The following is a 13,535-nucleotide window of genomic DNA, read 5'->3' on the forward strand; positions in this document are numbered from 1 at the left end:
CGGCGGCCCCTCGTCGGGTGCGGAGGTCTCTCGCGGGGACGCGGGCGTCGCGACCCGCTGCGGGCGGCCCCTGCCGGGACGACGCGGGCGGCTCCTGCCGGGACGACGCGGGCGGCCCCTGCCGGGACGACGCGGGCGGCTCCTGCCGGGACGCGGCGGCTCCGCCTCCCGCCCCGGGCCGCGCGATACGGTGAGACGCATGCCCGTCACCCCTTCCGAGCCCGCCCCCGTCATCCTCGGCAACGAGCCCGGGTCCTTCCCCCACGGCGTGCTGGCGGAGCGGCATCCCGCCATCATCCGGCAGGTGCGTGCGGCCTTCCCCTACGACCCCGAACGGCAGCGCGCCCTCGACGCGCTGCTCGCCGGCTGTGCCGACGGCGTGATCGAGCCGCTGCCCGACGAGGCCGACGCCCGCGACCGCGACCGCTGGGCGGACTGGGGGATGGACACGTACGTGGGCCAGTCCTGGTTCGACGTGCCCTGGCTGTGGGCCGAGAGCCACTTCTACCGTCGGCTCCTCGACGCCGTCGGCTACTTCGGCCCCGGCACCTGGCAGGGCGTCGATCCCTTCCGCCCCGCCAAGCTCGCCGAACTCGACGCGCCGGAGACGGACGAGGAACTCGCCGCGCTCGACGGCCTCGCAGACCTGCCCGCCGACGAGCGGACCCGGGCCCTGCTGCACGGCTCCCTCTGGGGCAACCGCGCCGACCTCGGCTTCCGCCTCTCCGACAGCGGCACCGGCCCCGGCACCAAGGACGAGGTCCAGCCCTTGGTCGCCGACGACAGCGACGTCCTCTGGTCGCTGCTCCCGCCCTCCGGAACGAGCGCCTCCCGGCAGGGCGCCTCCCGGTCGGGCACCCCCGGCCCGAACACCTTGTGCCTCGTCGCGGACAACGCCGGCCGCGAACTCGTCCCCGACCTGCTGCTCGTCGCGGACCTCCTCGACCGGGGCCGCATCGACCGGGCGGTCCTGCACGTCAAGCCGTATCCGTACTACGTCTCCGACGCCACGCCCGCCGACGTGCTCGACGCCCTGCGGAGGCTCGTCGCGGCGGGCGGTGCGGCCGCCGCGTACGGCGACCTGCTGTGGACCGCGCTGACCGACGGCCGCGTCACCGTCCGCGCCCACACCTTCTCCTGCGCCCCGCTGCCGTACGCGGACATGCCCGACGACCTGCGCGCGGAGTTCGCCGCCGCCACGGTCACCGTCCTCAAGGGAGACCTGAACTACCGCCGCCTGGTGGGCGACCGCCGGTGGCCCCCGACCACGTCCTTCACGGACGCCACCGCCTACTTCCCCGGTCCCGTCGCCGCGCTGCGCACCCTGAAGTCCGACGTGATCACCGGCCTGGCCGCGGAAACGGAGGCCGCCCTGGTGGCGAGCGGGGAACAGCGGTGGCGGACGAGCGGGACGCATGCGCTGATCCAGGTCAGGCGCTGAGGGCGGGCCCGCGCCCCGGCTGGGTGGACCGGCGAGCGCTCCAGGGTTCCCGTTCCGGCCCGATTCACGCGATGGTGTGATCATGTCCCGGCCCGTGGATGTGCCCGCAGGGCCATGGGTAGGGCCCGGCCATGACGCAACAGCCCTTCGAACTCCCGCACTTCTACCTGCCGCATCCCGCACGCCTGAACCCGCACCTCGACGAGGCCCGCGCCCACTCGACGACGTGGGCGCGCGAGATGGGCATGCTGGAGGGCTCCGGGGTCTGGGAGCAGTCCGACCTCGACGCACACGACTACGGCCTGCTCTGCGCCTACACCCACCCCGACTGCGACGGGCCGGCGCTCTCCCTCGTCACCGACTGGTACGTGTGGGTCTTCTTCTTCGACGACCACTTCCTGGAGAAGTTCAAACGCACCCACGACCGCGTCGGCGGCAAGGCCCACCTCGACCGGCTCCCCCTGTTCATGCCGCTCGACCTCACCACCGAGATGCCCGAACCGGAGAACCCGGTCGAGGCCGGCCTCGCCGACCTCTGGACGCGCACGGTGCCGGCCATGTCCGCCGACTGGCGCCGCCGCTTCGCCGTCGCCACCGAGCACCTGCTCAACGAGTCCCTGTGGGAGCTGTCCAACATCAACGAAGGGCGGGTCGCCAACCCCGTCGAGTACATCGAGATGCGTCGCAAGGTCGGCGGCGCCCCCTGGTCGGCCGGGCTCGTGGAGTACGCGACCGCCGAGGTGCCCGCCGCCGTCGCCGGATCCAGGCCGCTCAGGGTGCTGATGGAGACGTTCTCCGACGCCGTGCACCTGCGCAACGACCTCTTCTCCTACCAGCGGGAGGTCGAGGACGAGGGCGAGCTGAGCAACGGGGTGCTGGTCCTGGAGACCTTCTTCGGCTGCACCACCCAGGAGGCCGCCGAACTGGTCAACGACGTCCTCACCTCCCGGCTGCACCAGTTCGAGCACACCGCGTTCACCGAGGTGCCCGCCGTGGCCCTGGAGAACGGCCTGACCCCGGCCGACACCGCCGCCGTCGGGGCGTACACGAAGGGCCTTCAGGACTGGCAGTCCGGCGGCCACGAATGGCACATGCGGTCCAGCCGCTACATGAACGAGAGCGCCCGGCCCACGGCCCCCTGGCAGACGCTGACCGGACCCGGCACCTCCGCCGCTGACGTCGGCGCGCTGCTCGCCACGGCCGTCGCCGAGCGGACGCGGCCCTACACCTACGTGCCGTACCAGAAGGTCGGCCCCTCGGTCATCCCCGACATCCGCATGCCGTTCCCGCTGGAGCTGAGCCCCGCACTGGACGGCGCCCGGCGGCACCTGTTCGAGTGGTCGCACCGGATCGGGTTCCTCAGCGAAGGGGTGTGGGACGAGGACAAGCTCGCGAGCTGCGACCTTCCGCTGTGCGCCGCCGGCCTCGACCCGGACGCCACCCAGGAGCAGTTGAACCTCGCCTCCGGCTGGCTGGCCTTCGGCACCTACGGCGACGACTACTACCCGCTCGTCTACGGCCACCGTCGCGACCTGGCAGCCGCCCGGCTGACCACGGCCCGGCTGTCCGCCTGCATGCCGCTCGACGGCGAGCCGGCCCCACCGCCGGCCAACGCCATGGAACGCTCCCTGATCGACCTGTGGACACGCACGACGGCCGGCATGACGCCCGAGGAGCGGCACCCATTGAAGTCGGCCGTCGACAAGATGACCGAAGCCTGGGTGTGGGAGCTGGCCAACCAGATCCAGAACCGCGTCCCCGACCCGGTGGACTACCTGGAGATGCGGCGCGCCACCTTCGGCTCCGACCTCACCCTGGGCCTGTGCCGCGCCGGCCACGGACCCGCCGTGCCGCCCGAGGTCTACCGCAGCGGACCCGTCCGGTCCCTGGAGAACGCGGCCATCGACTACGCGTGCCTCCTCAACGACGTCTTCTCCTACCAGAAGGAGATCGAGTACGAGGGTGAGATCCACAACGCCGTCCTCGTCGTGCAGAACTTCTTCGGCGTCGACTACCCGACCGCGCTCCCCGTCGTCCAGGACCTGATGAACCAGCGCATGCGCCAGTTCGAGCACGTCGTCGCTCACGAACTGCCCGTCGTCTACGACGACTTCCAGCTGTCGGACGAGGCGCGAGCCATCATGCAGGGCTACGTGACCGACCTGCAGAACTGGATGGCCGGCATCCTCAACTGGCACCGGGAGGTCCCGCGGTACAAGGCCGAGTACCTGGCCCGGCGCACCCACGGCTTCCTCCCGGACCGGATCCCGGCCGTGCCCGTCCCGAGGCGCACCGCTCTGTCCGCGCTCGGCTGACCGTCGGTCAGTCTCACTCTTTCGTGGCTCGTCACGCGCCGGTGCGCCGGGTAGAGCACCTGCCGGAGGCGATCCATGGAACAGACAGCGTTGCGACCCAAGCCGATGCCCGGCCGGGAACCGGGAGCCGGCACCGCGCCCGGCACCGCCCGGGTCCCGTGTGCCGGGCGACCGCGCCGCCGACGGCTCACCACCCTGCTGCTGGGCGCGTTCACCGCGACGGTCCTGGTCCTGGCAGGCGCGGGACTCGCCACGATGGGGGCCGCGGTGATCGGCATGAGTGAACTCGCCGAGCTGCAACGGCAGGCAGGGACTCTGGGGGCGGCACCAGGGGAGGAACCAGGTGCGGATGCGGGGGCGTCGACGGGCAGCCGGGCCGTCCCCGCACACCCGTCGGCCGGCCGCCCGTCCGCGCCCCCCTCCCCGGCGACGGCGACCGAACCCGCCGCGACCCTCGGAGTGGAGGCCGTGGACGACGAGAAGCCGGGAGCCCTGGTCGTGGGCGTCCATGTGCCCGGCCCCGGGTACGCGGCGGGCCTGGTCCGAGGAGACGTGCTCCTGACCTTCGGCACGACCCGGGTCGACTCGGCCGCCGACCTCGCACACGCCGTGCCCCGCGCCCGGCCGGGCAAGGAGGTCAAGGTCACCGTGCGGCACGAGAGCGGTGGCTACCAGCAGCTGACGGTCGTACCGGGTGTGGTCACCTGACCCGCGTCGCACTCAAAACCACCACCAGGGGCCGCCCGGCGGACACGACGACGCGGGGCGGCTCCCTCGTACCCGAGCACGGCGCCGGTCTCCCTCGAACGCCCGAAGGACACGCCCCGACAACCAGTCCTGGCCGCGTACCTCCATGAGCGCTGGTCGTCGACTCGTGCGAATCGGCTCGCGCCGCCCCCTCGTTACGGGCAGGATGCTGCCCGTAGTCCTTTCACGTCCGCTGCTCAGGGAGGCCCGGATGACCGGCAGCGCGCACGCTGCTTCCTTCACCGCCGACGACTACCGGGCCCGCATGGAGCGCGCCGCGCGGGCGGCCGCCGATGCCGGGCTGGCCGGGCTGCTGGTGGCGCCGGGCCCGGATCTCGTCTGGCTCACCGGCTACGCGCCCACCGCGGCCACCGAACGGCTCACCCTGCTCGTCCTCGCCCCCGGCCGCGACCCCGTCCTCGTCGTCCCGACGCTGGAGGCACCCGACGCCGCGAAGGCCGTCGGCGCGCCCGCCCTGACCCTGCGCGACTGGACCGACGGCAAGGACCCCTACGCCGCCACCGCCTCCCTCGTCGACGGCTCCGGGCGGTTCGGCGTCAGCGACAACACCTGGGCGATGCACCTGCTGGCCTTGCAACGCACACTGCCCGGGACCTCGTACGCCTCCCTCACGGAGGCGCTGCCCATGCTGCGCGCCGTCAAGGACAGGGCGGAACTGCAGCTGCTGACGGCGGCCGGCGCCGCCGCGGACGCCGCCTTCGAGGAGATCCGGAAGGTTGCCTTCGGCGGACGCCGGGAGTCCGAGGTCGCCGCCGACCTGGCCGGACTGCTGCGGCGGTTCGGGCACTCCCAGGTCGACTTCACCATCGTCGCCTCCGGCCCGAACGGCGCCAACCCGCACCACGAGGTCGGCGACCGGGTCATCGAGGACGGCGACATGATCGTCCTCGACTTCGGCGGCCTGAAGGACGGCTACGGCTCCGACACCTCCCGCACCGTCCACGTGGGCGAACCCACCGACGAGGAGCGCCGGGTGCACGACCTGGTCCGCGAGGCGCAGGAGGCCGGCTTCCGTGCGGTGCGGCCCGGCGTCGCCTGCCAGGAGGTCGACCGGGCCGCCCGGGCGGTCATCGCCGACGCGGGGTACGGCGAGTACTTCATCCACCGCACGGGGCACGGCATCGGCGTGACCACGCACGAGCCGCCGTACATGATCGAGGGCGAGGAGCAGCTCCTCCTGCCCGGCATGTGCTTCTCCGTCGAGCCCGGCGTCTATCTGCCCGGCCGGTTCGGGGTACGCATCGAGGACATCGTCACGGTCACCGAGGACGGCGGCCGGCGTCTGAACGACACCACCCGGGAGATGGTCATAGTGGAGTGACCGGCGACAGACAGCCCCGAACGCCCCGGCGGACCCGAACGCCCCGGCAGACCCGGAAGACGACGGCGCGACCATGACCCAGCCACCGACACCCACCGCGGACACCGTCCGCCGACTGGTCCGCTCCCTGCTGGGCGAGAGCGCGGAACCCGACGTCCGGCCGGCCGCGGCGGGTGCCGAGCCCGGTACCTGGTGGGTCGGCACCCGGCACGTGCTGCGCCTGACCGCCGACCGCGAGGCCGCGGCACGGCAGCGGCGCGAACTGCGCCTGCGCGAGCTGGTCCGCCCGTACGTCTCCGTCACGGTGCCGACGAGTGTGGCGCACGGCGAGTGGGCACCGGGTCTGACCTGCACGCTGGACGTCAAGGTGCCCGGCGGGCCGGCCGAGGACCACGACGTGTCGGCCCTCGGCGAGGCGGACCTCGCGGCGCTGCTCACCGGGCTGCGCGAGGTGCCGGTCCGCCAGGCCGAAACCCTTGGCGTGCCCCGGGCCGCCCCACGCTCCCTGGAGACGCTGCGGCAGGCCGCCGAGCCGGCCGCCCGTCGGCTCGCCGAGGCCGACGAGTTCGACGCCGCGCGGCCGGAGCGGCTCACCGGGGCGGCGACGGCCCAGCTCGGCGTCCAGCCCGGCGCGGCGGTCCTCGTCCACCACGGGCTGACCGGCGAGCACCTCGTGGTCGGCGCCGACGGCCGGGTGCGCGGCGTCCTCGGCTGGACCGACGCGGTGCTCGGAGACCCGGCCGAGGACATCGCCGCGCTCGCGCTCTCCGTGGGCTCGCCCGCCGCCGTCCGCGCCGCCACGCTCGCCGGTTACGGCGCCCGCCCGTGTCTGCGCGGTCTGTGGCTGGCCCGCTGCGACGCGGTCGTCCACCTCGCCGAGACCCTCTCCGGCCGGCCGTCCGCGCCGGCGGGCGTGCCCCTGCCCCTGCCGCTGCTCAGGACGCGGCTGCGGCGCGCCTGGGAGCCGATCCTGCTGGAGCGGGTGACGGAGCTGCGTGAGGACGGCGGCCCGGACGAGGACCCCGCCTGAGCACGCCTCCCTCCCGTTTCCCCGGTCCCTCGTGACCCCCGGTCATTCCCGTACGGGGTCCACGGCCGGCCCGCCCCATCTGTCATTCCCGTACGGGGTCCACGGCCGGCCCGCCCCATCTGTCATTCCCGTACGAGGTCCACGGCCGGCCCGCCCCACCTGTCATTCCTGTACGAGGACCACGCTCGACTCACCCGGCACGCGCAGCACCCCGTCCGCGCCCGGCGCCTGCACGGGTTCCCACGCGGCGAGCACGCGCGCGGGGCGGGTGCCCAGGGGGATCGCCGCCGGTTCGGCGCCCAGGTTGACGGCCACCCGGATGTCACCGCGGCGGAAGGCCAGCCACCGGGCCTCACCGTCGTACGCCACCTTGGTGTCGGCGAGGTCGGGGGCGGTCAGGTCCGGCTGCTCGCCGCGCAGGGCGATCAGCCGTCGGTACCAGGCCAGTACGCGCGCGTGCGGCTCCCGTTCCGGCTCGGACCAGTCGAGGCAGGAGCGCTCGCGCGTCGCCGGGTCCTGCGGATCGGGCACGTCCTCCTCCTTCCAGCCGTGCGCGGCGAACTCGCGCCGCCTGCCGTCCCGTACCGCCTGAGCGAGTTCCGGGTCGGTGTGGTCGGTGAAGAACTGCCACGGCGTGCCAGCGGCCCACTCCTCGCCCATGAAGAGCATCGGAGTGAACGGCGCGGTCAGCGTCAGCGTGGCCGCGCAGGCCGCGAGACCGGGGGAGACCAGGGAGGCCAGGCGGTCACCCTGGGCGCGGTTGCCGACCTGGTCGTGGGTCTGGCTGTACCCGGTCAGCCGGTGCGCGGCGGTGCGGCCGCGGTCCAGCGGGCGGCCGTGACCGCGGCCCCGGAAACTGGAGTAGGTGCCGTCGTGGAAGTAGCCCCGCGTCAGCGTCTTGGCGAGCGCCGCCAGCGGAGCGCGTGAGAAGTCGGCGTAGTAGCCCTGCGACTCCCCGGTCAGCGCGGCGTGCAGGGCGTGGTGGAAGTCGTCGTTCCACTGCGCGTGGACGCCCAGGCCGCCCTCCGCGCGCGGGGTGATGATCCGCGGGTCGTTGAGGTCGGACTCGGCGATCAGGAACAGCCCTCGCCCCAGGTCGGCGGCGAGGGCGTCCACCGCCGTCGACAGCTCCTCGAGGAAGTGGCACGCGCGCGTGTCGACCAGGGCGTGCACCGCGTCCAGACGCAGCCCGTCGATCCGGTAGTCCCGCAGCCACGCCAGGGCGCTGTCCACCAGATAGGCCCGCACCTCGTCCGAGCCCGGCGCGTCCAGGTTGACGGCGACACCCCAGGGCGTGTGGTGGGTGTCGGTGAAGTACGGGCCGAAGGCGGGCAGGTGGTTGCCGGACGGGCCCAGGTGGTTGTGCACCACGTCCAGGACCACGCCCAGGCCCAGTTCGTGGGCCCGGTCGACGAACCGTTTCAGCGCCTCGGGCCCGCCGTACGGCTCGTGCACCGCCCACAGCGAGACCCCCTCGTACCCCCAGCCGTGCCGGCCCGGGAAGGGGCACAGCGGCATCAACTGGACGTGCGTGACGCCCAGTCGGGCCAGATGGCCGAGCCGTTCGGCGGCGGCGTCGAGCGTTCCCTCGCGTGTGTACGTACCCACGTGCAGCTCGTACAGGACGCCTCCGGGCAGCGGGCGCCCGCCCCACTCGGCACGCCACGCGTACCGTCCCTGATCGACGACCGCGCTCAGCCCGTCCGGTCCGTCCGGCTGCCGGCGCGAGCGCGGGTCCGGCCGCACCGGCCCGTCGTCCACCGCGAAGCCGTACCGCGAGCCGTCGCGCGCCTCCGCCTGACCGCACCACCACCCCGGCCGCTCCGGATCGCGCTCCAACGCGCGCGTGGCGCCGTCGCACTGCAACGTCACTCGGCCGGCCTGCGGTGCCCACACCTCGAACTGCACGGACGGTTCCCCTTCGTCTGCTCACCGTGATGTAGCCCGTCCATGGTCCTGCAAAAGTGATCTCTCCGCTGCTGAAACTCCCCGTTCGAGCCGGGTGTCGTGCCGTGCTCCGCGTCCGGCGGCCCCTTTTCCCGTTTTCTGGACACTCCGGCCCGGCTGACCGACAATCACCAGCGTGACGTCGTCCTTCGAGTTCAACACGTACCCCGCGCGGTTGTCCGACGCGGAGCGCGACAAGGCGCTGAAGGTACTCCGGGACGGCGTCGCCATGGGCCGTCTGTCGCACGACACGTTCATCCGCAGGATGGAGCTGGCGCTCGCCGCCCGCCGCCTGGAGGAGCTCGCCGCGCTCACCGCCGACCTGCCCACCGAGGGCCGGATGTCGAGGCTGGTGTTCGGCACCGTCGAGGCGGTGTCCGGCTTCGGCGTGCGGCTGCGCAGGGCCTGGCAGGCCGAGCGGCTGCCCAAGCTGCTGCTGCCCCACCCCGGCGCCGGCCATCCGCTGCGCATAGGGCGCGACCCGGCGAGCGGGCTGCGGCTGACCCACGAGACGGTCTCCCGGGTGCACGCCGAACTCAGCCGCCAGGGCGGCATGTGGGTGCTGCGCGACCTCGGCTCCACCAACGGCACCACGGTCAACGGGCGGCGGGTCATCGGCGCGGCCGTCGTCCGTGAGGGTGACCAGATCGGTTTCGGCCAGATGGCCTTCCGCCTCGCGGTGAACTGAGCCGGAGAAGGGGGCGGAGCACAGCCCTGGCCTGGGCTTCACGCGGCGTCGTGCTTCATGGCAGGGTAGTCAATAAGACAAACCCCTTTGCGTTTCATAGTGTTGACGTACCCATGAAGTCGTGACTGACTGTGCGTACACCACGCACGTCAGGTGAACCGACAGTCCGCCAGTGGAGGTGTGCCCTGCCGCCCCTCCTGTGCTACCCGACCGTGGACGAGCTGGGCGCCCGGGCCGCCGCACTCGCCGCCGGCCATCCCCGTCACGCCCGGCTGCGCCGCGTCGGCACGTCCCGTGCGGGCACTCCGCTGCTGCTGCTCTCCGTCGGCCACGGCAGCCGCCAGGCCCTCGTCGTCGCCGGCCCGCACGCCAACGAGCCCGTGGGCGGTGCCACCGTCCTGAGGCTGGCCGAGCGCGCCCTGGGCGATCCCCGGCTCACCGAGGGCGCCGACGCCACCTGGAACCTGCTGATCTGCGCCGATCCCGACGGCCTGCGGCGCAACGAGGGCTGGCTGTCCGGCCCGTACACCCTCGGCCGCTATGCCCGGAACTTCTTCCGGCCCGGCTTCCTGGAGCAGCCCGAATGGCTGCCCGACGGCCCGGACCGGGCCGTCCTGCCGGAGACCCGTGCCCTGCTCGCCCTCCAGGACGAACTGCGGCCCTTCCTGCAGTGCTCCCTGCACGGCGTCGACGTCGGCGGCGGCTTCGTCGAGCTGACCCACGAGCTGCCGGGCCTCGCCCAGCGCATCGCCCACACCGCGGCCCGGCTCGGCATCCCCCGCGAACTGGGCGCCTACGACACCCTGTACTGGCCCGACCTCGGCCCCGCCGTCTACCGCATCCCGCCGCCCCGCCGCGGCGACCTCACCGCGGCCATCACCGAGGCCGCCGTCGAGTCGACGTGGTGCCACCCGCAGCGGTACGGCACCGTCACCGCGGTCGTCGAGGCGCCCATGTGGGGCGTGGCCGCCGTGGCGGACGACTCGCCGCCGGCCGACCGGGAGGGGGTGCTGCGCTCCGTGAGCCGCACGCTGCGTCACGACACCCGGCGCCTGCACCGCGTCCTCGCCCGGATCCGCCCCCACCTCGCCACCGTTCCCGAGGCGGCGCGCCTCCTCGCACCGGTCGACGACTACCTGCTGGTCTGCCCCAGGCTCGCCGACGCGTGGGACCCCGACACCGACGACGGATCGGGCCGCTCCCTCCCGCCGATGAACACCGCCCACCTGGTCGCCCTGCGGCTCGCCGGACGGCGCCTGTCGCTGCGGACCGCGGGGCTGCTGCACCAGCTGGTGACCCGTGGCGGCGACCCGGCGGGTGTACTGCCCGAACTGGACCGGCTCGTCGACGAGGGCTGCGCCGACTACCGCGACGGCTGCGCGGCCCGCTGGATCCCGGTCGCGCGCCAGGTGGAGTACCAGACCCGGGTCGTCCTCGCCGCGTTCGAACTGGCCGGGCGACGCCCCACCGCGGACTCCCGTTCGGGTGAGCCGGGCCGGGGGCCCGAGGCAGCCGTGCCGATGCACCAGGACTGACGGCGTCCTCCCGTGCGGCAGCGCACCTCGGCGCGGCCGGGCGGAAGGCGTACGGAGGCACGGGCGGGTGCGGGCGCCCGCCGGTCAGTTCCCGTCCCCGTCCGCCGCGACCCGCTCCAGCAGCGCCACCGGCGCCTTCGCGAACAGCTCCGCCACGCGCGCGTGCCCCGTGAACTCCCGCCCGGGCGTCAGCGCGTCGGCCCACCGGCCCGGCGGCAGCGGCAGTGCCGTTCCGTGCCAGCCACCCGCCCCGGCCAGGCGCAGCGACAGCCGGGTCACGGCCGTCAGGACCTCCCCGGAGCGGACGAACGCCACGCAGTGCGCCGCCGCCGGGCCCTCGGCGGGCAGCGGCTCGTACGTCGCCGCGTCGTCGAAGGCATCGGGCCGCCGCGCGCGCAGCGCCAGGGCCGCCCGGGTCACCGCGACCTTCTCGCCGCGCCCGCCGCCCTCCCCGAAGCGCACGGGCCGGCGGTTGTCCGGGTCCACCAGGGCCAGGTACTCGTCCTCCGTGCCCTGGTAGAGGTCCGGTACCCCCGGCATCGTCAGGTGCGTCAGGGCCGTGCCGAGGACGTTGGCCCGGATGTGCGGCTCCAGGGCGTCACGGAAGGCCGCCACCCGCCCGGCCGGCGCGCCGCACGGCCCCGCCGCCACGAACCGGGCCACCGCCTCCTCGTACGGCGGCTCCCGCTCCGTCCAGCTGGTGTACATCCCCGCCTCGCGCACATGCTTCAGCAGCGCCTCCCGCACGCGCTCACCGTCCGCCGGACCCAGCCCGAACACCGTCTGCCACGCCGCCCACGCCAACTGGGCGTCCGGCACACCCTCACCCGTGCGGGTGACCTCCGCCAGGACGTCCGCCCAGCGCTCGGGGCACTGAGTGAGCACCGCCAGCGCGGCGCGCACGTCGGCGCTGCGCTTGGTGTCGTGGGTCGAGACGACCGTGCCGGTCGCGGGCCAGTCGCGCTGCACGCGCGCGCAGTACCCGTGGAACTCCTCCGGTGACACCGCCGGACTCCCCGGGTTCCCGCCCACCTCGGTCGCCGAAAGCAGCGGCACGTAGCGGTAGAACGCCGTGTCCTCCACCGACTTCGCGCGCAGCGCCGACGCGGTCTGCGCGAACCGCGTCCGGAACTCCACGTGGTCCGGCCCGTCCCCGTACCGGCCCAGCACCAGACCCCGTACGACGTCCACCGCGCCGGCCTCCTCGGGCACCGCGAACGCGAGCCGCGCCTCGGCCGCCGCCTCCTCGGTGACGACCGACGCCGCGTCCACCGACGCGTACGGCCGGTACACCTCCAGCCGGACCAGCAGCTCCCGCAGCGCCGCGCGCAGCGCCCACGGAGCCCGGTCGCGCAGGACGGGATCCGGCGAGGCGACGCACAGGCGGTGCGCCACCCGGGTCAGCCGGTCCACCTCGGTGGCCAGCTCGTGCGTGACCACCTTGTACGCCGCCCGCCGCACCGTCGCCGCCCAGTCACCGCCCCGGTCCGTCTGCGGGGCGGCGAACCTGCGGTACCGGCCGAGGAGTTCCCCGTACCCGGCCGGGTCCGTGAAGAGCCCGTCGACGTGCCGCAGGGCGTCGTAGCCGGTCGTGCCCGCCACCGGCCACGCGGCCGGCAGCCGCTCCCCGTCCGCCAGGATCTTCTCCACCACCGTCCACCGTCCGCCGCTGGCCTCGTGCAGCCGCCGCAGGTAGGTGTCGGGGTCGGCGAGGCCGTCCGGGTGGTCGACGCGCAGCCCGTCGATCACCCCCTCGTGGAGCAGCCGCAGCACCGTGGCATGCGTGGCCTCGAACACCTCCGGATCCTCCACGCGTACGCCGATCAGCTCGGAGATGCTGAAGAAGCGCCGGTAGTTGAGCTCGGTCCGGGCGAGCCGCCACCACACCGGGCGGTACCACTGCGCGTCCAGCAGCCGCGGCAGCGGAAGGCCCGCGGTGCCGTCCCGCAGGGGGAAGGCGTGGTCGTGGTAGCGCAGTACGTCACCGTCGACCCGGAGGTCGTCCAGCACCTCGCCGACCGGGGCGCCGAGCACCGGCATCAGCACCTGGCCGCCCTGCGCCTCCCAGTCGACGTCGAACCACCGCGCGTACGGCGACTTCGGCCCCTCCCGCAGCACCTCCCACAGGGCGTGATTGTGACGGGGGGACATCGCCATGTGATTCGGCACGATGTCCACCACCAGGCCGAGACCGTGCTCCCGCGCGGTGCGCGCCAGTGCCCGCAGGCCCTCCTCGCCGCCCAGTTCCTCGCGCACGCGCGCGTGGTCCACGACGTCGTAGCCGTGCAGCGAGCCCGGGACCGCCTCCAGGACGGGGGACAGGTGCAGGTGCGACACACCGAGCGAGGCGAGGTACGGCACGGCCGCCGCGGCGGCCTCGAAGGGGAACGCGGGCTGCAGCTGCAGCCGGTAGGTGGCCGTGGGGGCCGGGGAGGTCGGGGACAGCGCCGGGTCGGGTCGCTCAGTGGTCATGGAGAACTACGTACCCGC

The 13,535-nt window shown here is 74.0% G+C and carries 9 protein-coding genes; 7 read left to right on the top strand and 2 right to left on the bottom strand.

The genetic code is table 11. The features are described 5' to 3' along the window. Positions 1–199 precede the first annotated feature (199 nt). From ACH4F2_RS21540 to ACH4F2_RS21560, 5 genes are all read left to right on the top strand, one after another. Positions 200–1,441, top strand: coding sequence for a damage-control phosphatase ARMT1 family protein (locus tag ACH4F2_RS21540; RefSeq protein WP_398134313.1), 1,242 nt, complete (start codon positions 200–202; stop codon positions 1,439–1,441). Positions 1,442–1,572: 131 nt separating this feature from the next. Further along, positions 1,573–3,756: a germacradienol/geosmin synthase Cyc2 gene (gene cyc2, locus ACH4F2_RS21545; RefSeq protein WP_398134314.1), complete on the top strand. Its 2,184-nt coding sequence runs from the start codon at positions 1,573–1,575 to the stop codon at positions 3,754–3,756. A gap of 75 nt (positions 3,757–3,831) precedes the next feature. After that, positions 3,832–4,464: a PDZ domain-containing protein gene (locus ACH4F2_RS21550; RefSeq protein WP_398134315.1), complete on the top strand. Its 633-nt coding sequence runs from the start codon at positions 3,832–3,834 to the stop codon at positions 4,462–4,464. A gap of 250 nt (positions 4,465–4,714) precedes the next feature. Beyond that, on the top strand, positions 4,715–5,845 hold the full coding sequence (locus ACH4F2_RS21555; protein ID WP_398134316.1) for an aminopeptidase P family protein: 1,131 nt from the start codon (positions 4,715–4,717) through the stop codon (positions 5,843–5,845). 73 nt (positions 5,846–5,918) lie between these two features. Beyond that, complete coding sequence (locus ACH4F2_RS21560) at positions 5,919–6,875, top strand: aminoglycoside phosphotransferase family protein (protein WP_398134317.1); 957 nt, start codon at positions 5,919–5,921, stop codon at positions 6,873–6,875. Between the two features lie 162 nt (positions 6,876–7,037). Here ACH4F2_RS21560 and treZ read toward each other — a convergent pair whose 3' ends face one another. Continuing rightward, positions 7,038–8,783, bottom strand: a complete 1,746-nt coding sequence (treZ, locus tag ACH4F2_RS21565; RefSeq protein ID WP_398134318.1) for a malto-oligosyltrehalose trehalohydrolase — start codon at positions 8,781–8,783, stop codon at positions 7,038–7,040. A 175-nt stretch (positions 8,784–8,958) separates the two neighbouring features. Between treZ and ACH4F2_RS21570 the strand changes: the two genes are divergently transcribed. Beyond that, entirely contained in the window at positions 8,959–9,510 is a 552-nt protein-coding gene (locus ACH4F2_RS21570) for an FHA domain-containing protein (RefSeq protein ID WP_398134319.1), read from the top strand. A gap of 212 nt (positions 9,511–9,722) precedes the next feature. Continuing rightward, positions 9,723–11,045 (top strand): M14 family zinc carboxypeptidase, encoded by a 1,323-nt coding sequence (locus tag ACH4F2_RS21575; protein ID WP_398134320.1) that lies wholly within the window; start codon positions 9,723–9,725, stop codon positions 11,043–11,045. A gap of 84 nt (positions 11,046–11,129) precedes the next feature. On the opposite strand, the gene treY is transcribed toward ACH4F2_RS21575, so the two are convergent. Then, entirely contained in the window at positions 11,130–13,517 is a 2,388-nt protein-coding gene (treY, locus tag ACH4F2_RS21580; RefSeq protein ID WP_398134321.1) for a malto-oligosyltrehalose synthase, read from the bottom strand. Between the last annotated feature and the right edge of the window lie 18 nt (positions 13,518–13,535).

Origin of the sequence: Streptomyces sp. NPDC017890 (assembly GCF_044328675.1) — a bacterium.
In the GTDB taxonomy this organism is placed as follows: domain Bacteria; phylum Actinomycetota; class Actinomycetes; order Streptomycetales; family Streptomycetaceae; genus Streptomyces.

Bases quoted from the DNA above. Each gene is read 5' to 3' on its own strand.
- cyc2 (WP_398134314.1), top strand. From the start codon at position 1,573: ATGACGCAACAGCCCTTCGAACTCCCGCACTTCTACCTGCCGCATCCC.
- ACH4F2_RS21555 (WP_398134316.1), top strand. From the start codon at position 4,715: ATGACCGGCAGCGCGCACGCTGCTTCCTTCACCGCCGACGACTACCGG.
- ACH4F2_RS21540 (WP_398134313.1), top strand. From the start codon at position 200: ATGCCCGTCACCCCTTCCGAGCCCGCCCCCGTCATCCTCGGCAACGAG.
- ACH4F2_RS21560 (WP_398134317.1), top strand. From the start codon at position 5,919: ATGACCCAGCCACCGACACCCACCGCGGACACCGTCCGCCGACTGGTC.
- ACH4F2_RS21550 (WP_398134315.1), top strand. From the start codon at position 3,832: ATGGAACAGACAGCGTTGCGACCCAAGCCGATGCCCGGCCGGGAACCG.
- treY (WP_398134321.1), bottom strand. From the start codon at position 13,517: ATGACCACTGAGCGACCCGACCCGGCGCTGTCCCCGACCTCCCCGGCC.